Source organism: Arthrobacter sp. zg-Y844 (genome assembly GCF_024385465.1).
Lineage (GTDB): Bacteria > Actinomycetota > Actinomycetes > Actinomycetales > Micrococcaceae > Arthrobacter_B.
The window spans coordinates 92,340-112,883 of sequence record NZ_JANFLS010000005.1; the positions used below are offsets into that span (position 1 = coordinate 92,340).

The following is a 20,544-nucleotide window of genomic DNA, read 5'->3' on the forward strand; positions in this document are numbered from 1 at the left end:
GCACGGGTTCGGGCAGGCGGGCACACCCCCGTCGAGCACGACTGGAAAGCCGCGGTAGCTAGGATGGGCGCATGACTTCCCCGAACCTCGACGCCGCCGATTCAGCCCCTACCGACGAGTTCCTCTGGCTGGAGGACATCTACGGAGATAAGCAGCTGGACTGGGTCCGCTCCGAGAACGCCGTGACCGAAAACCTGCTCTCGCGTACCGGATTTGAGCAGACGGAGGAACGGCTGCTCGAAGTCCTGGATTCCACGGACCGGATCCCCATGGTCGCCAAGCGCGGGGAGCACTATTACAACTTCTGGCGCGACGCAGAACACCCGAAGGGCCTGTGGCGCCGCACCACGTGGCAGAGCTACACGGCAACGGAAACCGAGTGGGAGGTGCTGCTGGACCTGGATGAGCTCAGCGCGGCCGAGGGGATCGAATGGGTGTGGGGCGGGTCCATGTTCCTGCGCCCGCAGGACGGCGTTTCCTACCGCCGTGCACTGGTGGCCCTCTCCCCCGACGGCGGCGACGCGGCCCGTTACCGGGAGTTCGACGTCGTCGACCGAGCCTTCGTGTCCGGCGGATTCGACATTCCCGCGGCCAAGAGCCGGATCAGCTGGGCCGGTGAGGACAGCCTGTATGTGGGGACGGATTTCGGCCCGGGTTCCATGACTACCTCCTCCTACCCGCGCACCAGCCGCATCCTGCGCCGGGGGCAGGACTTGTTGGACGCCGAACCCTTCTTCGAGGTTCCTGACGACCACATGATGGCTGTGGTGCAGCGGGACCAGACGCCCGGCTTCGAACGGGACCTGGCCGTGGACATCATCGACTTCTACCACACGCGTACCTTCCTGCGGGAGGGCAGCAACTGGGTGCAGCTTGATGTCCCGCTGGATGTGAACGTCGATGTTCACCGCCAGTGGCTGCTGCTGCGGCCGCGGACCGATTGGGAGCTCGACGGCGTTCCCCACCCCGCCGGTTCGCTTCTGGCCGCGTCGCTGGACGAATTCACCGCCGGAAACCGGACCGTCCACCGCCTCTTCACCCCGGACGCGTCCACGTCGCTGCAGTCCTGGAGCTGGACCCGGGACCGCCTGCTGCTGAACCTGCTGCGCGATGTGAGCTCCGAAATCCTGGTCCTCACCCCCGAAGACGGCTGGCGGGCGGACATCCTCGACGCCTGCCCGCCGCTGCACTCGGTGGACGCGTACGCCGTGGATGACGAGGACGAAGACGCCGGCAACGATTACTGGCTGATCAGCACCGGGTTCCTGACGCCGTCCACGCTGTCCCGCGGCACCCTGGCCGGTCCCGGTTCCCGGGACGGCAGCCGGGCCGAAGCGGTCAAGACCTCCCCCACCATGTTCGACGCTTCGGGACTGACGGTCGAACAGCACTTCGCCGTCTCCGCGGACGGCACCAAGGTTCCCTACTTCCAGGTGGGCCCGCAGGACCTGGTGCTCGACGGCTCCAACCCCACCCTGCTCAACGGGTACGGCGGATTCGAAGCCTCCTTGACCCCCGCGTACAGCGGAGTAGTGGGCCGCGGCTGGCTGGAGCGGCGCACCACGGACGCCGACGGCGTCGAACGGCACGGCGTCTATGTGCTGGCCAACATCCGCGGCGGTGGGGAATACGGACCCGAATGGCACCGTGCCGCGCTGCAGGAAAACCGGCACCGTGCCTACGAGGACTTCGCCGCCGTGGCCGAGGACCTCGTGGCCCGAGGCGTTACCTCCCGGGAGCATCTGGGCTGCACCGGGCGCAGCAACGGCGGACTGCTGGTGGGCAACATGCTCACCAGCTATCCGCACCTGTTCGGTGCTGTGTCCTGCGGGGTGCCGCTGCTGGACATGCGCCGCTACACCAAGCTTTCCGCCGGCTATTCCTGGATCGCCGAATACGGTGACCCGGACGATCCCGCGCAGTGGGAGTTCGTTCAGACGTTCTCCCCCTACCACCTGATCAAGGAAGACGTTTCCTATCCGCCCACGCTGATCTGGACGGCCACCAGCGATGACCGGGTAGGTCCGGTGCAGGCCCGCAAAATGGCTGCCCGGATGAAGGCCATGGGTGCGGACAAGGTCTGGTTCCACGAAGCGTTGGAGGGCGGGCACGCCGGTGCGGCGGACAACCGGCAGTCGGCCCGGATGCACGCCATGTCCTACGAATTCCTCTGGGAAGCGCTCACCGGAAGACTGGGCTGAGGCGTTTTGCCCTAATCGGCAAGTTGCCGGTAGTCTTGTCAGGCTGGCAGCGGAAGTTGCCGGCGTTGCAAGTTGGAGACGTGCCAGAGCGGCCGAATGGGCTTCACTGCTAATGAAGTGTGGGCCTAAAGCCCACCGGGGGTTCAAATCCCCCCGTCTCCGCGCTGAAACCCCCGGGCAACCGGGGGTTTTTTTGCGTCTACCCTAGATTCACCACCGAATCGCTTCAGAAGGGCACGCAGCTATGGCACGGGACAGCCTCCTGCTTCACGGACCGCGGGTGACGCTGCGGGATTTCCGGGCCGACGACGTCGACGCCGTGCACGCGTTTACCTCCGATCCGGTGGTCACGCAGTGGTCCACGTGGGGGCCCAATACCTGGTCCGATACGCGGGCCTTCGTCGCGGATGCTGCCGCTGAACCTGCTGCCCTGGAGAGGACCCGGTTCACGCTGGCCGTGCTGTTCCAGGACCGCCTGGTGGGGACGGCGGCGGTGTGGACCACCAGCCCGTCCGACCGCAACGGGGAACTGGGATATACGCTGGCGCATGATGTGTGGGGGCAGGGCCTAGCCACCGAGGCCGCAGCGCTCCTGCTCGGCCATGCCTTCGGTCCGATGGGGCTGGTGCGGGTGGAGGCCACCTGCCATCCGGAGAACGCGGGTTCGGTCCGGGTGTTGGAAAAGAACGGCTTCGCCTTCGAAGGCCGACTCCGGGAACACCGGCTGGTGCGCGGGAAGCGGCGGGATTCGCTGTTGTTCGCCGCCCTGCTTTCGGACCGGGAGCTTCCGGGCCGGGACCTCTGGGACCGGGAGCTTTCAGACCCCTCGGCGGATAAGCTGGCAGCCGGTTCACCAGCTTCCCTACCGTGAAGGAACTATCCATGGAAATGCGACTGCTCGGCAACAGTGGAACCTCGGTCAGCAACTATGCGCTGGGCACCATGACCTTCGGCAACGAATCCGATGAGCGGGCCTCGCACGCCATCCTCGACGATTACGTCCGGGCCGGCGGGAACTTCGTGGACACCGCGGATGTTTACACAACCGGTGCGTCCGAAGAGATCATCGGCCGCTGGCTGCACGCCCATCCAATGGAAGCGGCCGACGTCGTCCTGGCCACCAAGGGGCGCTTCCCGATGGGCGGCGGGGCCAACGACCTGGGCACGTCCCGGCGCCACCTGCGCCGCGCGCTGGATGACTCCCTGACCCGGCTGGGCGTGGACCACGTGGACCTGTACCAGCTGCATGCCTGGGATCCCTGCACTCCGCTCGAGGAGAGCCTGGGCTTCCTCAATGACGCCATCACCGCGGGGAAGATCAGCTATTACGGGCTTTCCAACTTCACCGGCTGGCAGCTGACCAAGGCTGTCTATGTGGCCCGCGAACACGGCTGGGCATTACCGGTCACGCTCCAGCCGCAGTACAACCTGCTTGAGCGGGAGATCGAATCCGAGATTGTTCCCGCAGCGCTCGACGCCGGGCTGGGGTTGCTGCCCTGGTCGCCGCTTGCCGGCGGCTGGCTCACCGGCAAGTACCACCGCGAGACGGTACCCGCCGGGAACACGCGCGTGGGCGACAACCCCACCCGGCAGTTCCAGGGGTGGGACCTGCGCAGCCACAACGAGCGGACCTGGCGGATCGTCGACGAACTGCGGACGGTGGCTGCCGCACACTCCGCCACGCCGGCACAGGTGGCACTGGCCTGGCTGGCGGACCGTCCCGGAGTGACCTTGGTAATCCTCGGCGCGCGCACGACGGACCAGCTCGCTGACAACCTGGGGGCGGCGTTCCTGGTGCTGGCCGACGAGGAAAAGCAGCGCCTGACGGAGCTGAGCGTCCCGCAGGTCGGCAACTATCCGTACGGTCCGGACGGCCGGAACCAGCGGGAGCGTCTGCTCGAGGGCGGCCGGGCCGGGCGGTAACGCTGCTGTGCCCCTGGGAGTTCCGGGCCCCCTGAATGCCCTACGGCTTGAGGAAGTCCTCGGGGCGCAGCTTCTGCGCCCATTTGCTGATCTCTTCTTCCCGGACCGCTTCTGATTCTGCCCCGGCTGCGGGTTTGGCTGCATCCGGCGCGGCCGCACCGGGCTTCGCGGCGTCGGGCGTGGCCGCGGACCCGGGATCCGGGATGGGCCGTACATACGGCTGCGGGTGCGCAGCCATGTTCGTGATGGCAGCCCCCGAGGCACGGATGCCGGCGCCGGTGAACATCGCGTAGAGCTTCAGCGCCTTTACCGGCTGGCCCTGTCCGAGGGCGGCATAGATCTGCCGGTGCTGATCTGCGCTCAGCAGCGCGGCAGCATCCCTGGCGGCCTGCGGCGACGTGCCGGTTGCCGCCGGCTCGGGACGGGGACGTGCAGGCCGTGCCGGCCGCGCCGGGCGTGCACCGCCCGAACCGTCGGCACCGCTGGAAGCGCCTGCCTCCGGCTTGGGGTTGGCGGCGCGGCGCTTCTCGAACCTGCCCCAGAGCGCACTCAAAACAGCGATGGATAGGACGAAGAGGATGATAACCGCAAGCTCCATACCTTGATCCTAGCTTTGCTTTCTTCGGGCCTTAAAACGACCGGTATATTGACGTCCAGCACAATGACGCCCAAATCAACGGAGATGCCATGACGTCCAGCGCCGCTTCACTGCCTTCCCTGAAATCCCTGAGTGTCGAAATTCATGACGGCGTGGCCGAAGTGCAGTTGATCGGACCCTCCAAAGGCAACGCCATGGGACCGGATTTCTGGGCCGAGCTGCCCGCAGTGTTTGACGCGCTGAGCACCGACGACGCCGTCCGGTCCGTCCTGCTCTACGGCTCCGGCGGGAATTTCAGCTACGGCCTGGACCTGCCCGCCATGGCTCCGCTGTTCGCGCCGCTGCTCGCCGCCGGCGGCATGGATGCCAAGCTGCGCGAAGGTTTCCTCCGGCAGATCAAGGACCTCCAGGACGCCGTCACCTCGCTGGCCTGCTGCGCGAAGCCGGTCATTGCAGCGGTGGACGGCTGGTGCATCGGCGGAGCCATTGACGTTATTGCCGCAGCGGACATCCGTATTGCCTCCCGCACCGCGCGCTTCAGCGTCCGTGAGGTTCGGGTAGCCATCGTGGCGGATCTCGGCTCGCTGCAGCGGCTGCCCGCCATCATCGGTGAAGGCGCCACCCGGCAGCTGGCCCTGACCGGAGAGGATTTCGACGCCGACCGCGCCGCGTCCCTCGGCCTGGTCACGGAACTGGCGGACGACGTCGTCGCGCGCGGACGCGAGCTGGCCGTGCAGATAGCTGCGAATCCCCCGTTGGTGGTGCAGGGCGTCAAACAGGTGATGAACCGGCGGACCCAGGCGCAGGTCCAGGATGGGCTGGATTATGTGCAGGTCTGGAACACGGCGTTCCTGGCCAGCCACGATTTCGGCGAGGCTACCGCTGCCTTCACTGAACGGCGTCCGCCGGTTTACCGCGGCCGGTAGGGTTTCCGGAGGGCGAGGTTCTGCCCGGCCGCACCGCGACCGAGAGGGCGGCAACGGTCACCAGCCCCAGCATCACCGCCGCCCCGGGCAGGTCGGGAAACACCGCAGGCACGATCGCTGCAGCAAGTGCCGTGATGCCCATCGCCGCAGTCCGGGCATCGCGGGTCCGCACCGCAAGCAGCAGCAGGGCAGCCCCGAAAACCGGGCTGAAGACCAGATCCGGGGTGAAGGGAACGCTGAACACTGCGAGTCCTGCGAGCGCTGCCAGGGCTCCCCGCTGCTGCCGGATCCCCCGTCTGCCCTCCCACCGTGCCGTGAGCACCCAGGCGACTACGAGCAGCGCCGCGGCCAGGATCCCGGCGCCGAAACCGACAAGCAGGGAGCCGAACCAGTTCTGCGGAAGGAAAGGGAGCTTGCCAGCGAGGTGCCAGGCCGCGCCCAGCACTGCTCCGGCACCTGTCGCCGCCGCCAGCCACCGTGTCGCGTTGTGGTCCGCCCTGCGTTTGGTGCCCGGCTCTTGCGAATCATCCTGACGCATGCGCTTCCCCTCCCGGCTACACGTGCCGCCTCCCGGATAGAGTCTGCAGCATTTGCGGGCAGCCCGCACGCTTACCGAATGGCGTTCCTTCTCTTAGCATCTTCCTCGCAACGGGAACGGCCGTTCCCGCCCGATCCGAGAGGGGAACCCCTGATGGGTTACATCGAAGCTGGCACCGAAAACAGCACCGCCATCCACCTCTACTACGAAGACCAGGGCGCCGGCCAGCCGGTAGTGCTGATTCACGGGTATCCCCTGGACGGCCATTCCTGGGAGCGCCAGACCCGCGAGTTGCTCGCGGCAGGCTACCGTGTCATCACCTATGACCGGCGCGGCTTCGGGCAGTCAAGCAAAGTCGGCTCCGGCTACGACTACGACACCTTCGCGGCGGACCTCAACACCGTGCTGGAGACGCTCGACCTCCGTGACGTGATCCTGGTCGGCTTCTCCATGGGCACCGGGGAACTGGCCCGCTACGTCAGCCGGCACGGCCATGACCGCATCGCCAAACTCGCTTTCCTCGCCTCGCTCGAGCCGTTCCTGGTGGCCAAGGAAGACAATCCCGAGGGCGTGCCGCAGGAAGTGTTTGACGGCATCGCAGCAGCCGCCCGCGAAGACCGTTACGCCTGGTTCACCAACTTCTACTCCGATTTCTACAACCTGAAGGAGAACCTGGGCAGCCGCATCAGCCAGGAGGCCGTCACCGCCAGCTGGAACGTGGCCATCTCCAGCGCGCCGGTCGCCGCCTACGCCGTGGTGCCCACCTGGATTGAAGACTTCAGGGCCGACGTAGATGCCGTCCGCGAAAGCGGCAAGCCCGTGATGATCCTGCACGGCACGGCGGACAACATCCTGCCGATCGACGCCACGGGCCGCCGCTTCCGGAAGTTGGTCCCCGCAGCGGACTACGTGGAGATCGACGGCGCACCCCACGGCCTCCTGTGGACGCATGCCGCCGAGGTCAACTCAGCCCTGCTGGAATTCGTTGGCAAATAACCGGTGGGAACTCAGCGGCGGCACGGGTTCGCCCGTCCCGCCGCTGTTGCACCGCAGGGCGCCGCTAGGCCTTCAGCGCCAGCACGAACGGCAGCACCGCTTCGGCCCCTGCTTCCCGCAGCACCCGCCCGGCTTCGGTGAGGGTCCAGCGGCTGTCCGCGAAGTCGTCCACGAGCAGCACCGGTCCGGGGTTCGCCGCGAACCAGGCGGCCCCTTCCGGAGGAACCGCAAACTGGTCCCAGACGGCGGCCAGCCGGAAGGCACTGTTGCCGCCGGGGCCGCCTGCGGGTCCGCCGTGCGGCAGTTGGAGCGTCCCCAGATACGGAATCCGGCCAAGCTCCGAGAGGCCGCTCGCGAGCGAGTCCACCAGCTGCGGCCGGGACCGGGACGGAATGGACACAATGGCCACCGGGCGTTCGGCCCAGCCCCACTGCGCCAGGACCTGCACGCAGCCGTGAAGCAGTGCCGAGTCCACCGGCATGTCTTCGGCGCCCGGGGCGAAGATTTCCCGCAGCCGTCCGCCCCAGCCCAGGTCGGTCAGCCGGGCCAGGGCACGCCCGCTGGAAACCGTCCGGTCCGGCTTGATCTTGCCCTTGACCGGCACACCCAGCCGGTCCATGCCCGAGGGGTACATTCCGCGCGGATCCACCTCCACGCCAACCTTGTCCAACGCCTGGGCCGCGTTGTCGGTGGCCTCCGCCGCGACGTCGTCGCCGAACCAGCGGCCGGCACAGTTGTCGCAGCGCCCGCAGGGCGCGGCTGCCGGATCGTCGAGCTGCTGGGAAAGGAACTGCATGCGGCAGCCGGTGGTGCTCTCGTAATCGAGCATCGCCTGTTGTTCCTTCACCCGGGCAGCGGCAATGCGTTCATAGCGTTCCCGGTCGTAATGCCACGGCTGCCCGGTGCCCCGCCAGCCGCCGGACACCTTTTCGACGGCGCCGTCCACGGACAGGACCTTCAGCAGCAGTTCCAACGGCGAGCGCTTCAGGTTGACCCGGGTCTCCAGCACACCGACGGACAGCACCTCCCCGGAGGCCAGCTCGGAGAGCACCGCGGTGGCCGGACCCTCGGACGGCATGGAGGATGTTGCGAAGTACTGCCAGATATCACGGTCCTCCGCGCCCGGCAGCAGCAGCACATCGGCGTTCGGGGTGCCGCGGCCGGCACGACCCACCTGCTGGTAGTACGCCACCGGCGACGACGGCGCGCCCAGGTGGATCACGAAGCCCAGATCGGGTTTGTCGAAGCCCATGCCCAGCGCACTGGTGGCCACCAGCGCCTTTACCCGGTTCTCCTTCAGGGCGGCTTCGGCCTCTTCCCGGTCCGCGGGGTCGGTGCGGCCGGTGTAGGCAAGGACCGGATGTCCGGCCTTCTGCAGCAGCCGGGCGGTGTCTTCGGCGCCGGAGACGGTCAGCGCGTAGATGATGCCGCTGCCGGGCAGCTCGTCCAGGTGCGTCAGCAGCCAGGCCAGGCGCGCCTTGGGGTTGGGCAGCCGCAGGACACCGAGCCGCAGGGATTTGCGGGCCAGCGGGCCGCGGATGGTGAAGACGTCTTCGCCACCGGCGGCGAGCTGTTCCTCAATGTCCTTCACCACGCGGCTGTTGGCCGTGGCAGTGGTGGCCAGCACCGGAACCGTGGAGGGCAGCCGCTCAATCAGGTGGCGGATGCGGCGGTAGTCCGGACGGAAGTCATGGCCCCAGTCGGAGATGCAGTGCGCTTCGTCGATCACCAGCAGCCCGGAACGCCGGATCAGCTCGGGCAGGTGCTGCTCGCGGAACCCGGGGTTGTTCAACCGTTCCGGAGAAACCAGCAGCACATCCACCTGGTCGGCCTCGAGCTTCGCGGAAATGTCCTGCCACTCCAGCTGGTTGGCGGAGTTGATGGCCACGGCACGGACCCCGGCCCGCGCGGCGGCGGCCACCTGGTCCCGCATCAGCGCCAGCAGCGGGGAAACAATCAGCGTGGGACCTGCCCCCCGTGCCCGCAGCAGCAGGCTGGCGACGAAGTACACCGCGGACTTGCCCCAGCCGGTGCGCTGGACCACCAGGGCGCGGCGTCCGCCGGCCACCAGGGCCTCAATGGCTTCGAACTGGTCCTGGTGGAACTCCGCGGAGTCATTGCCCACCAGCGCCCGCAGCAGCTCCACAGCCTCGCTGTGCAGCGAACGCGTGCTTTCGGAAACAGTGTCAGAAGCGGTGCCTTGCGTATCAGTGCTTTCCATACCATCCACTATCCCAGCCCCTTGGAACTGTTCCCTGCACCGGATTTGAACTGTGGACAAGACCGCCGCGGCGGGCGCCCCCTATAGACTGGCCAACGTGAACAATGCATTCGACCTCTCCGCGTCCTTCAAGGCCTACGACGTCCGCGGCGTCGTGGGCGAGACCATCACCCCGCAGATCGTCGAGGCCGTAGGGGCCGCGTTTGTAGACGTCCAGGGCCTGTCCGGGCAGACGGTACTGGTTGGCGGTGACATGCGTCCGTCCTCTCCCGAGTTCATCCGCGACTTCGCGCGCGGCGCCACCTCCCGCGGCGCCGATGTGCTCCTGCTGGACCTGATTTCCACCGATGAGCTCTACTACGCCTGCGGAGTGATGAATGCGGCCGGGGTGACCTTCACCGCAAGCCACAACCCGGCGCAGTACAACGGGATCAAGATGGCCAAGGCCGGCGCCGTGCCCATCTCCTCGGAGACCGGGCTCAAGGAGATCCAGGCCCTCGCCGAGCAGTACCTGAACGAGGGCGTCATTCCGGCGGCGGCGGCCACGGGTTCCATCTCCGTCCGGGACGTCCTGACCGACTACGCCAAGTACCTGCGCAACCTGGTGGACCTGTCCGGGATCCGGCCGCTGAAGGTAGTGGTGGATGCGGGCAACGGCATGGCCGGCATGACCACCCCCGCAGTGCTCGGCGACAGCATCCTGCCCGGGCTGCCCCTGGACATTGTTCCCCTCTACTTTGAACTGGACGGGTCCTTCCCGAACCACCCGGCCAACCCGCTGGAGCCGGAGAACCTGCGGGACCTGCAGGCCGCCGTCGTCGAACACGGCGCCGACATCGGCCTCGCCTTCGACGGCGACGCCGACCGCTGCTTCGTGATCGACGAAAAGGGCGAGCCGGTCAGCCCCTCCGCCGTCACCGCCCTGGTCGCACGCCGCGAGATCGCCCGGGCCAAGGCCGCCGGCGAAGAGACACCCGTGATCATCCACAACCTGATCACCTCCCGCGCCGTGCCCGAACTGGTGGCGCACGACGGCGGCCGTGCCGTCCGCACCCGGGTGGGCCACTCCTTCATCAAGGCAGTGATGGCCAGCGAGGGGGCCGTCTTCGGCGGCGAGCACTCCGCCCACTACTACTTCCGCGACTTCTACAACGCCGACACCGGCATGCTTGCGGCCATGCACGTGCTCGCGGCCCTGGGCGAGCAGCCCCGCAGCCTCTCGGATCTGGCCCGCGAGTACGAGCCGTACATCTCCTCCGGCGAAGTGAACTCCCGGGTCGAGGACGTCCCGGCCGCCGTTGCCCGCGTCCGCGCCGAATTCGAGCGCGACGGCGTCACGGTGGACACCCTCGACGGTGTGACGTTCACCGCCGACGACGGCTCGTGGTGGTTCAACCTCCGCGCGTCCAACACCGAACCCTTCCTGCGTCTGAACGCTGAAGCAGAGGATCTGCCCACCATGGAGCGGGTCCGCGACCACGTATTGAAACTAGTAAGGAAATAACAATGGCTGATGTAGAACTGAACGGATCAGAGCCCTCCGCCGAGGTCCAGGAGGACCTGAACTCCCTGCTGGGCACCGCCCTCGGCGTGACGCAGGAGCAGCTTGAGGCGCAGGGTGCGTTCCTGCCGGCCGCGCTCGTGGTGCAGAACGACGGCGAACTGCGGATGATCGCCGTCGCCCCCGAGGACAGCGACGAGGACCTGGATGCGGACTCGATGATCGAGGACCTTTACACGGTGCTGACCGAGCAGAAGGGCGAAAACCGCGCGGTCGCCGTGTTCTCCGACATCCACCTGCCGGAGGAAAACACCGACGCCATCCACATCGTCACCGAACACTCCGAAGGCGTCTGCATCTCCGCCATCCAGACCTACTCGGAGCAGGACGGCGAGTGGACGTTCAACGAACCCATCTGGGAGGGCGGCGAGCCCATCGTCTGGGCCGACGCTGAGTAACCAGCCCTAGCACTGTAAAAGGGAAGCCCCGCCGGCGTTTCGGCGGGGCTTCCCTTTTACCTGCGGGTCAGGCGGTGGCGAAGCGGTCCTTCAGCTCGGCCAGCCGGTCCTTCAGTTCCTGCGGCAGGGTGGGACCGAAGCGGTGGTACCACTCGTCGATGCCGTCCAGCTCGGTGGCCCACTCCTGCGGATCCACGCGGACGGCCTGCTCCACGTCCTCGGGGGTCATGTCCAGGCCGGTGAGGTCAATGGAATCCCCCGTGGGCACAAACCCGATGGGGGTTTCCACCGCATCCGCCTTGCCCTCGAGGCGTTCAATGACCCACTTGAGCACCCTGGCGTTGTCGCCGAAGCCCGGCCAGGCGAACCCGCCGTCGGCCGTGCGGCGGAACCAGTTGACCAGGAAGATCTTCGGCAGCTTCTCCTGGTTGGCTTTGCCGCTGAGTTCGATCCAGTGCCGCAGGTAGTCGCCGGCGTCGTACCCCATGAACGGAAGCATGGCCATCGGATCGCGCCGGACCACGCCCACCTGTCCGGCGGCGGCAGCGGTGGTTTCGGAGGACAGCGTGGAGCCCATGAAGATCCCGCTGGCCCAGTCGCGGGCCTCCGTCACCAGGGGAACGGTGGTCTTGCGGCGCCCGCCGAACAGGATGGCCGAGACCGGAACCCCGTTCGGTGAGTGGTATTCGTCTGCCAGCATGTCGATCTGGTCGATCGGCGTGCAGAAGCGCGAGTTCGGATGCGCTGCCGGGCGGCCGGCGTCGGGCGTCCATTCCTGCCCGAGCCAGTCGGTGAGGTGCGCCGGCGCCTCATCCGTCATGCCTTCCCACCAGACACCGCCGTCGTCGGTGAGTGCCACGTTGGTGAAGATGGAGTTGCCCTTGGCGATGGCACGCATGGCATTGGGGTTGGTACTCCAGCCGGTGCCGGGAGCGACACCGAAGAGGCCCGCCTCCGGGTTCACCGCACGCAGTTCGCCTTCTTTGCCGAACCGCATCCAGGTGATGTCATCACCCAGGGTTTCGACCTTCCAGCCCTCGATGGTCGGGTCCAGGAGCGCCAGGTTGGTTTTGCCGCAGGCCGAGGGGAAGGCGGCGGAGACGTAGTAGTCCTTCTTCTCCGGGCTGGTGAGCTTGAGGATGAGCATGTGCTCGGCCAGCCAGCCTTCGTCCCGGGCCATGATGGAGGCAATGCGCAGGGCGTAGCATTTCTTGCCCAGCAGCGCGTTGCCGCCGTAGCCCGAACCGTAGGACCAGATGGAGCGGTCCTCGGGGAAATGCACGATCCACTTCTCGTCGCTGCAGGGCCAGGTGACGTCCTCTTCGCCCTCGGCCAGCGGGAAGCCTACCGAGTGGAGTGCCGGCACGAAGAAGGCGTCCAGCTCTTCCATCTTGCGCAGCACGTCGGTGCCGATGTTGGCCATGATGCGCATGGAGGCGACCACGTAGGCGCTGTCGGTGATTTCGACGCCGAACTTCGGGTCTTCCGCGGCCAGGTGGCCCATCACGAAGGGCACCACGTACATGGTGCGCCCGCGCATGGAACCGGCGAAGAGGCCGTTGAGCTTGGCCCGCATCTCGCCCGGGTCTATCCAGTTATTGGTGAAGCCGGCGTCTTCGCGCTTTTCGGAGCAGATGAAGGTCTGCTCTTCGACCCGGGCCACGTCCTTGGGGTCCGAGAAGGCAGCAAAGGAATTCGGGAAGGTCTCGGGGTTCAGCCGCACCAGGGTGCCCGCATCCACGAGTTCATTCGTGAGGGCCCGGTTTTCCTCTTCGGAACCGTCGACCCAGTACACGCGGTCAGGCTGCGTCAGCTCGGCTACTTCTTTTACCCACGCAAGGAGGGCCTGGTGGGTGGTGGGTGCAGCAGCCTCTCCCGTGGTGCTGTCCAGCGGCTGGCTTGCAGCATTCTCGCCGTTCTCATCAAGAACTAGCTGACGCGCGTCATGGCCCATGACTCTTCCCTTCGTTGGGTCAGTGGTGTGTTTTGATGCTAGTTGTGCCTTTCGGGACGCTTTGCCGGTAAAGATCGCACCTTTATTGCCGCATTCGTGATCGGTCCCACAAATCCAAGAGAATCAGGGCCTCCAGCCTACTCCAATGTGACCAAGGTCACGTAGACCGGTCTAGTGACACAGACGACATGCTTCTCGATTGGTGTTGCCCTCAAAAGCCCGCTATAGTTATCTACGGCCAAACAGCCACGGAAGAACTTGAAAGAAACCGATGAGAATCGGTTTTGATACAATAGTTCTTATGCGTGCGTAGCTCAACGGATAGAGCATCTGACTACGGATCAGAAGGTTGGGGGTTCGAATCCCTTCGCGCGCACCACTCGGACCCGGTCCGATCAGGACAACTGATCGGGCCGGGTTTTTTGTTGTCTCTGGATACCCACTCCTGCCCTGCGTAGGGTGGTCGGTAAGCAACCGGGCCGGCAGCCTGCGCCGGAAGGCCTTTCCCGCAGCGGCCGGACCCCTAAGGACGCCGGTATGCCCAGTCCGAATTCCACGCAGCTGCCCTCGGTACTCATAGACCTGGTGCTGGAGAGCCCGGATGTGCAGGATTTCCTCAACAGGTCAGCAGTCCTGGCCTCCCGCGAATTCTCCGGGCCGGACGGCCCCGTCTCCTGCGCCGTGACGCTCCTGCACAAATCCCGGCCCCGTGTCGTTGCCAGCAGCAGCGAGGAGGCCAGGCACCTGGATGAGATCCAGTATTCCTACGGCGATGGCCCCTGCCTCACCGCAGCACGCAGCGGCACAACGGTCCTTGTGAAGGACCTGGCCGCCGAGCAGCGCTGGCCGGGCTACACCAGCGAGGTTTCCCGTCACGGCCTGCGCTCCATCCTCGCCGTGCCCATTGCCCTGTCCGGCGACTACCTCAGCGCCCTGAACCTGTACGCAGACCGCGAAAACGCCTTTCCCGACGCCACGGTGCAGGCGGCTGAGAGTTTTGCCCGGCACGCTGCGGCAGCCGTACGGCTGGCCATCCGCATTACCGACACAACCGCAAGGGCAGAGGACCTTGTGGCCGCCATGCGTTCCCGCACCAGCATCGATATTGCCATCGGCATCATCATGGGACAGAGCCGCTGCTCCCAGCAGCAGGCCTTCGATGTCCTGCGTGCAGCCTCCAGCCACCGGAACATGAAACTGCGCGAGGTCGCCGAATCCGTGGTGGCCTCGGTGAACGGACGACCCGCAGAAACGTATTTCGACGGGTAGGACAAGCTACCCGGTTGCTCCGCTCCCGCCGCGGTGCAAGGCTCATGTCCATGACTGAGACTCTGCAGACCGACGTAGTGGTGATTGGTGCAGGTGCCGTGGGAGAGAATGCGGCAGACCGCATTGTCCGCGGCGGGCTGGCCGCCGTCCTGGTGGAAGCGGCCCTGGTGGGCGGCGAATGCTCCTACTGGGCCTGCATGCCCTCCAAGGCGCTCCTGCGGCCCGGCACGGCACTGAAGGAAGCACAGTCGCTGGCAGGTTCACGTGAGGCGGTCACCGGCACGCTGGACGCCGACGCCGTCCTGGAGCGCCGGAACTCGTTCACCTCCAACTGGGATGATGCAGGCCAGGCCGAGTGGGTCGCAGGCGCCGGCATTGAACTGGTCCGCGGCCGGGCACGGCTCACGGGAGAACGCGAGGTGGAAGTGGCCGCCAACGACGGCCGGACCCTGCGGATCTCCGCGCGGCACGCCGTCGTCCTCGCCACCGGCTCCACCCCGTCCGTTCCACCGATCGAGGGCCTGGATACCACTGAGTACTGGGGCACCCGGGACGCCACCTCCGCCACCGGGATTCCCGGCCGCCTGGTCGTCATCGGCGGCGGGGTGTCCGGCGTCGAACTGGCGCAGGCCTACGCGCGCCTGGGCTCGAAGGTAACGCTGCTGGCCCGGCACGACATCCTGGGCTCCTTCCCCGACCCGGTACGTACGCTGGTGCGGGAAGGACTCGAGGCTGACGGCGTCGACGTGCGCACTTCCGCCTCCCCCGCGTCCGTGCGGAAGTCCGACGACGGCGGCGTGGAAGTATCGCTCGAGGGCGGCGACACCGTGGGCGGGGACCGGCTGCTGGTTTCCACCGGGCGCCGCCCTGCCCTGGACGGGCTGGGCCTTGAGGACATCGGCCTGGCCCCGAAGGCGCTGGACACCGACGATTCCGGCCGGGTGCTGGGCGTCGACGGCGGATGGCTGTACGCCGTGGGGGACGCCGCGGGGAAGGTGCTGCTCACCCATCAGGGCAAATACGAGGCGCGGGCAACCGGCGACGTGATCGCTGCGCGGGCCAGGCAGGAACCCGGCAGCGCCGAACCTGCTGACTGGAGCCGGTACACGGCAACCGCAGACCATTACGCCGTGCCGCAGGTGGTGTTTACCGACCCGGAAGCGGCGATGGTCGGGCGGACTCTCGAGCAGGCCCGGGCTGACGGCGTCAACGCCTCGGAAACATCGCTGGAAATCGCCGTCGCCGGCTCCTCGCTGTATGCGGACAACTACCGCGGCTGGGCTCAGATGGTCGTGGACGAGGACCGGCGAGTGCTGGTCGGGGTGACCTTCGTGGGACCGGGCGTCTCGGAACTGCTGCAGGCGGCAACGATTGCCGTCGCCGGCGAGGTGCCGCTGGACCGCCTCTGGCATGCCGTGCCCGCGTACCCCACCATCAGCGAGGTGTGGCTCCGGCTGTTGGAAAAGTACGGTCTCTGACGTCATGCCGGTCCCGTTGTGGCAGACCTCTCCGCACCCCTATTTGGACTGACTAGTCAGTTTCCCGTAGGTTGACAGATGCGCCTCTAAAGCGTGCCAGGCGCACCGCGACCCTAAGGACCCAAGGCGAAGACCATGCTCAGTGCGGAAACCCTCTTTATGAAGGGGCGCCACAGTGCCCTCCTTCCTCCGACAACCCTTGAGGTGGATACCGGAGGGCTGCTGCTGGCCTCCGGCGATGACCAGTCCACCCGTACTGCCCTCGCCCTGGTGCTTGCGGGCAGGATGCGCCCCACCTCCGGCAACCTCGCATGGGGGCACAGTGCACGGCTTGAGCATCTGCGCCGTTCCGCGGCACTGATCGATTCGCCGGAGGTCAACGAACCCGAACGCCATTTCCGCGTGCGGGACCTGGTTGCCGAAGACCTGGCGCTGATCCCCCGCCGGAACCGGCCGCGGGGAAAAGCCGCCGACTGGCTGTCCGACGAAGGCCTCTCGGATCTGGGGCCCCGGTGGGTCGAGGAGCTGGAGCCGCACATCCGGCTGGATCTGCTGACCCGGCTGGCACTGGCGGATGTCGACGTGGAGCTGCTGGTCTTTGACTCTCCCGACCGCCACGACGCCGATCCGGAGGCTTGGCTGCCCGTGCTGACCGGCAGCGTGTCCTCGCCCATACGGCTGGTGACCGCCGTTGCCGTGGTGGCGCAGATCCCGCCGGACTGGACCGGACCCACTGCTGCTGCGGGGGCCGCCGCGGACACCAACGCAGCCTCGGGCACCGCCGCCGCCGAGGAGGTCTCGGCATGACCGCCTTCCGCCTGGCACTCAGCGAGCTTCGCCGCATGACCAGCGGCACCCTGCCGAAGCTGGCCATCCTCGCCCTCTCATTGGTCCCCCTGCTCTACGGCGCCGTCTACCTGTATGCGAACTGGGATCCCTACGGAAACCTCGACGGCGTCAAGGCCGCCCTGGTGGTCGACGACGACGGGGCCGACACCGCTGACGGCCGGCTCGACGTCGGCGCCACGGTCCGCGAAAACCTGCTGGAGGACGGGACCTTCGACTGGGAGATGGTTGACAGTCCCGCTGCCGCGGAACGCGGCGTGAAGGACGGCACCTATGAATTTGCCCTGACCATTCCCGGGGACTTTTCCGCGAACCTGGCCTCGGCGTCGGATCCGGCGACCGCCCGGAAGGCGACCCTGCACGTCACCACCAATGAAGCGAACAACTACCTGCTCAGCAGCATCGTGGACAAGCTGACCTCTTCCGTCCATGACACCGTGGCGGCGGAAGTCGGCGAGGAAACCGCCAGCCAGCTGCTGACCGGATTCAGCACAGTGCACGGCCAGCTGGAACGGGCCGCCGACGGCGCCGGGCAGCTCGCCGGTGGTGCAGCGACCGCGGATTCCGGGGCCGCCGAGCTCGTCACCGGGCTGGGCACCTTGTCCTCCGGAGCGCAGGCATTGGTCTCCGGGCAGGAGCAGCTGGTAGCCGGAGCCAACCAGCTGTCGACGGGCGCCGGTGAGCTGTCCGCGGGAGCGAATCAGTTGTCCTCAGGTGCGGCCGAGCTTTCCTCGGGCCTGGGACAGCTCTCCTCCGCCACGGCACAGCTGCCGCAGCAGACACAGCAGCTGGCAGACGGCACCCGGCAGGTGGCGGCCGGGACGGCCGGCGTGGAGGCCGCCGTAACGGCTTCGGCCGACGCCGCCCGGCAGGGTGTCACCGATGCCGTGACGCGGCTGGTGCAGCGGGGCGTCCTGACGCCGGAGCAGGCCGCAGCCCTGCAGCAGGAGCTTGCCGGAACCACCGCCGGAACCGGCGGGCTGGAGCAACTGAAGGCGCTCTCCGACGGGGCTGCAGCAGTCTCGGCCGGTGCGGACCAACTTGCAGGCAGCGCTCCGCAGCTCGCCTCGGGCATCAGCACTGCGAACGACGGCGCTTCCCGGCTTTCCGCCGGCGCAGCGGACCTGTCCACCGGCGCCGCCGAGCTGTCCTCGGGGGCCGGCGGGCTCGCGGGCGGAGAGCAACAGGCCCTGGACGGCACCCGGGAGCTGGCGGCAGGAGTCGACGCCGCCGCCGCCGGTGCAGGCAGCCTCCAGGACGGATTGGGGCAGCTACGAGACGGATCGGACGATCTGGCCCGGCAGCTGAAGGACGGCGCGGGTGAAATCCCCAACCCGAACGATGAGGAACGGGCCAACGGCTCCGCGGTAATCGCCGATCCGCTGACCGTCAGCACGGTGGACCAGGCCGAGGCAGGCAGCTACGGGGCGGGACTGGCTCCCTATTTCCTGACGCTGGCCATGTGGGTGGGTATCTTCATGCTCGCGCAGGCTCTGCGTCCCATCAGCCGCCGGGCGCTTGCCTCCAATGCCCCGGGCTGGAAGATTGCCCTGGGCGGCTGGCTGCCGTTCCTCGGTGTCTCACTGGTCCAGGCAACGCTGCTGTATGCAGTGGTGCGGTTCGGGCTGGGACTGGACCCCGTCCATCCGGTACAGGCCTGGGGGCTGCTGTTGATGGCTTCCATGGCGTTCTCGGCGTTGATCCAGGGCATCGTGGCACTGCTGGGTTCGGTCGGCAAGTTCGTGGTGCTGGTGCTGCTGGTGCTGCAGCTGGTCTCCTCGGGCGGCACTTTCCCGTGGCAGACCATCCCGGCGCCCCTGCATCTGGCCCACGACGTGCTGCCGATGGGCTACACCGTGACCGGGCTGCGGCAGCTGCTGTACGGAGGGGACCTAACCCAGGTCACCGGCGTCGCCGTCGGGCTGCTCGCCTACACCGCCGTCGGACTGCTGCTCTCCCTGCTGGCTGCCCGACGGCACCGGCTGTGGACCCTGAAGACGCTGCAGCCGGAAATCAGCATTTAGGCCCGGCGCACCACGAAGTCCGTGATGCGGGCGTCGCGTCCGTCCAGCTCGGCCCACGGCAGCGCGTGTTCCATGACGGTGAGGCCCGACGTCGGATAGCGGGTGGCCATTTCCATGACGGCTTCTTCGTCCGAGTCCGCCGAGGCAAGCCGCATGGCCAGGTCCTGGACGCCGGGGAGGTGTGCGATTACCAGCAGGCTGGTGACCGTTTCCGGAACGTGGTTGATGAGGCTGAGGATCCGCTCCGGCGTCGCCGCGTAGAGGCCGTCCTCAAGCTTCGCGGTCGGTGCCTTATCCCCAAGTTCCTTGCAGACCCAGGTGCAGGTCTGCCGCGCGCGCAGGGCCGACGAGCAGAGGATGAAGTCGGGAATGCTGCCGTGCTCGCGCATCCACTGCCCGGCCAGCGGCGCGTCCCGGTGTCCGCGCCCGGAGAGCGGGCGCTCGTGGTCTGCGACGTCGCGGGGCCAGTCCGCCTTGGCATGGCGCAGGAGCTGGAGTTTCTTGAGGTGGTGGCCGGTCATTAGCCAAGCTTAGCCGCGGACGGAGCCCCCGCTCCGTCCGCGGCTGCGGTCCTGAGGACCGCGGCTGGCAGCTAGATGCTGTATTCCGGCGCGGCCCAGACAACAACCTCGGGGTGCTCGTAGAAGCGGTACCCCTGCCCGCGGACCGTGCGGACGGTGTTGGCCAGCCGGCCCAGCTTGGAGCGCAGGCGCCGGATGTGGACGTCGATGGTGCGTTCGTTCGGTACCTCTTCGGCGTTGCGCCACAGGCCGGCCAAAAGCTCTTCACGCCCGACGGTCCTGCTGGCGTTCTCCACCAGGTAGTTCAGGAGCTCGAATTCCTTGAAGGTCAGGTTCAGCGTGTCCCCGTCGAGGTGCACCTCGCGGCGGGACAGGTCAATCAGGACTCCGGAGGGCCGGATAGCTGCCGGAACCGGGGGTGCCGGCACCTGCTGCGGGGCCGGCTGCCGCCGGACCGTGGGGTCCCCGAGCGCCTGCCGGACGACGTCGATGTCCGAGCCGACGGCTCCGGCAGGGGCAAGCGCCACGGCCGCATGGCTTTGGGCGCCGGGCACCAGGGTCTGCACGTAGGCCCTGATTTCCTGCGCCAGCTTGCTCAGTGACGTGCCGTTGGCCGCGGCGGTTTCTTCATCGAGGCCTACATAAATAACGAATCCACGGGCAGCCGTGTCATTGCTGACCGGCTGCGGCCCGGGAATACCGTTCGGAGTGACCACCGTCATGGGGGCGGTCATGGGGCTGGCATCCTGGCTCTGAACTGCACGGAGCTGACGGGCTCCGGTACCGCTGGAGGCCGGGATGCCATAGGACTGGTTCCCAAACGGCTGCGCGCCGTATGAGCCGGGGAAACCGCCGACGGCGGTCTGGCGCTGGGAACCTGATCCGGCGCGGTTCTGCGCGTTGCGCAGGGAGATGTGGACGTAACCGGATGCTACTGACATGTGGGACCTCATCGTGACTTGACGTCATCACGGCTCGATTGCTGGGGGTGTGCCCGGTCGAGACGGCGCCTATTATGCCCATAGTTGGGCCTGAGTCTTACCTCGGGATAGGGGTGGTTCCAGAGGTATGCATTCGACAACAACCAGTT

At 67.2% G+C, this 20,544-nt stretch carries 17 protein-coding genes and 2 tRNA genes; 13 read left to right on the forward strand and 6 right to left on the reverse strand.

The window, feature by feature from the left end:
* The first annotated feature begins 71 nt into the window (after window positions 1-71).
* The 4 genes from NNX35_RS15220 (at window position 72) to NNX35_RS15235 (ending at window position 4,124) form a co-directional block, all read left to right on the forward strand.
* Window positions 72-2,201 carry a prolyl oligopeptidase family protein gene (locus NNX35_RS15220; RefSeq protein WP_255868214.1) on the forward strand — a complete coding sequence of 710 codons (2,130 nt, stop codon included), beginning with the start codon at window positions 72-74 and terminating at the stop codon, window positions 2,199-2,201.
* A gap of 74 nt (window positions 2,202-2,275) precedes the next feature.
* A tRNA-Ser gene (locus NNX35_RS15225) sits at window positions 2,276-2,363 on the forward strand.
* Between the two features lie 82 nt (window positions 2,364-2,445).
* Complete coding sequence (locus NNX35_RS15230; RefSeq protein WP_255868215.1) at window positions 2,446-3,072, forward strand: GNAT family N-acetyltransferase; 627 nt, start codon at window positions 2,446-2,448, stop codon at window positions 3,070-3,072.
* Window positions 3,073-3,083: 11 nt separating this feature from the next.
* The gene (locus NNX35_RS15235) at window positions 3,084-4,124 is read left to right on the forward strand and encodes an aldo/keto reductase (RefSeq protein WP_255868216.1); all 1,041 of its coding nucleotides are present in this window, start codon (window positions 3,084-3,086) and stop codon (window positions 4,122-4,124) included.
* 40 nt (window positions 4,125-4,164) lie between these two features.
* Here NNX35_RS15235 and NNX35_RS15240 read toward each other — a convergent pair whose 3' ends face one another.
* Window positions 4,165-4,722 (reverse strand): hypothetical protein, encoded by a 558-nt coding sequence (locus tag NNX35_RS15240; protein ID WP_255767430.1) that lies wholly within the window; start codon window positions 4,720-4,722, stop codon window positions 4,165-4,167.
* An 89-nt stretch (window positions 4,723-4,811) separates the two neighbouring features.
* On the opposite strand from NNX35_RS15240, the gene NNX35_RS15245 reads away from it, so the two are divergent.
* Complete coding sequence (locus NNX35_RS15245; RefSeq protein ID WP_255767429.1) at window positions 4,812-5,648, forward strand: crotonase/enoyl-CoA hydratase family protein; 837 nt, start codon at window positions 4,812-4,814, stop codon at window positions 5,646-5,648.
* Here NNX35_RS15245 and NNX35_RS15250 read toward each other — a convergent pair.
* Window positions 5,611-6,186, reverse strand: a complete 576-nt coding sequence (locus tag NNX35_RS15250; RefSeq protein WP_255767427.1) for a hypothetical protein — start codon at window positions 6,184-6,186, stop codon at window positions 5,611-5,613. The two genes, NNX35_RS15245 and NNX35_RS15250, sit on opposite strands and share 38 nt — an antisense overlap.
* 153 nt (window positions 6,187-6,339) lie before the next feature.
* On the opposite strand from NNX35_RS15250, the gene NNX35_RS15255 reads away from it, so the two are divergent.
* Entirely contained in the window at window positions 6,340-7,182 is an 843-nt protein-coding gene (locus NNX35_RS15255; RefSeq protein WP_255767426.1) for an alpha/beta fold hydrolase, read from the forward strand.
* Window positions 7,183-7,246: 64 nt separating this feature from the next.
* Here the strand turns inward: NNX35_RS15255 and NNX35_RS15260 are convergent, their stop codons facing one another.
* Entirely contained in the window at window positions 7,247-9,403 is a 2,157-nt protein-coding gene (locus tag NNX35_RS15260) for a RecQ family ATP-dependent DNA helicase (protein WP_255868218.1), read from the reverse strand.
* Between the two features lie 97 nt (window positions 9,404-9,500).
* Here NNX35_RS15260 and NNX35_RS15265 point away from each other — a divergent pair, with 97 nt between their 5' ends.
* Both NNX35_RS15265 and NNX35_RS15270 read left to right on the forward strand, forming a co-directional pair.
* Complete coding sequence (locus tag NNX35_RS15265; RefSeq protein ID WP_255868219.1) at window positions 9,501-10,907, forward strand: phosphomannomutase/phosphoglucomutase; 1,407 nt, start codon at window positions 9,501-9,503, stop codon at window positions 10,905-10,907.
* A gap of 2 nt (window positions 10,908-10,909) precedes the next feature.
* On the forward strand, window positions 10,910-11,362 hold the full coding sequence (locus NNX35_RS15270) for a hypothetical protein (RefSeq protein ID WP_255767423.1): 453 nt from the start codon (window positions 10,910-10,912) through the stop codon (window positions 11,360-11,362).
* 67 nt (window positions 11,363-11,429) lie between these two features.
* Here the strand turns inward: NNX35_RS15270 and NNX35_RS15275 are convergent, their stop codons facing one another.
* Complete coding sequence (locus NNX35_RS15275; RefSeq protein ID WP_255868220.1) at window positions 11,430-13,316, reverse strand: phosphoenolpyruvate carboxykinase (GTP); 1,887 nt, start codon at window positions 13,314-13,316, stop codon at window positions 11,430-11,432.
* A gap of 303 nt (window positions 13,317-13,619) precedes the next feature.
* Here NNX35_RS15275 and NNX35_RS15280 point away from each other — a divergent pair.
* The 5 genes from NNX35_RS15280 to NNX35_RS15300 all read left to right on the forward strand — a co-directional run bounded on the left by NNX35_RS15280 (window position 13,620) and on the right by NNX35_RS15300 (window position 18,933).
* A tRNA-Arg gene (locus tag NNX35_RS15280) sits at window positions 13,620-13,695 on the forward strand.
* 158 nt (window positions 13,696-13,853) lie between these two features.
* On the forward strand, window positions 13,854-14,585 hold the full coding sequence (locus tag NNX35_RS15285) for a GAF and ANTAR domain-containing protein (protein WP_255868221.1): 732 nt from the start codon (window positions 13,854-13,856) through the stop codon (window positions 14,583-14,585).
* A gap of 44 nt (window positions 14,586-14,629) precedes the next feature.
* On the forward strand, window positions 14,630-16,063 hold the full coding sequence (locus NNX35_RS15290; RefSeq protein WP_370647096.1) for an NAD(P)/FAD-dependent oxidoreductase: 1,434 nt from the start codon (window positions 14,630-14,632) through the stop codon (window positions 16,061-16,063).
* Window positions 16,064-16,198: 135 nt separating this feature from the next.
* On the forward strand, window positions 16,199-16,870 hold the full coding sequence (locus NNX35_RS15295) for an ABC transporter ATP-binding protein (protein ID WP_255868224.1): 672 nt from the start codon (window positions 16,199-16,201) through the stop codon (window positions 16,868-16,870).
* On the forward strand, window positions 16,867-18,933 hold the full coding sequence (locus NNX35_RS15300; protein WP_255868225.1) for a YhgE/Pip domain-containing protein: 2,067 nt from the start codon (window positions 16,867-16,869) through the stop codon (window positions 18,931-18,933). The genes NNX35_RS15295 and NNX35_RS15300 overlap by 4 nt, the downstream gene beginning before the upstream one ends.
* Here the strand turns inward: NNX35_RS15300 and NNX35_RS15305 are convergent.
* Both NNX35_RS15305 and NNX35_RS15310 read right to left on the reverse strand, forming a co-directional pair.
* Window positions 18,930-19,454, reverse strand: coding sequence for a histidine phosphatase family protein (locus tag NNX35_RS15305; RefSeq protein ID WP_255767417.1), 525 nt, complete (start codon window positions 19,452-19,454; stop codon window positions 18,930-18,932). The genes NNX35_RS15300 and NNX35_RS15305 overlap by 4 nt on opposite strands.
* Before the next feature lie 71 nt (window positions 19,455-19,525).
* Entirely contained in the window at window positions 19,526-20,395 is an 870-nt protein-coding gene (locus NNX35_RS15310) for a winged helix-turn-helix domain-containing protein (RefSeq protein ID WP_255868226.1), read from the reverse strand.
* Window positions 20,396-20,544 lie beyond the last annotated feature (149 nt).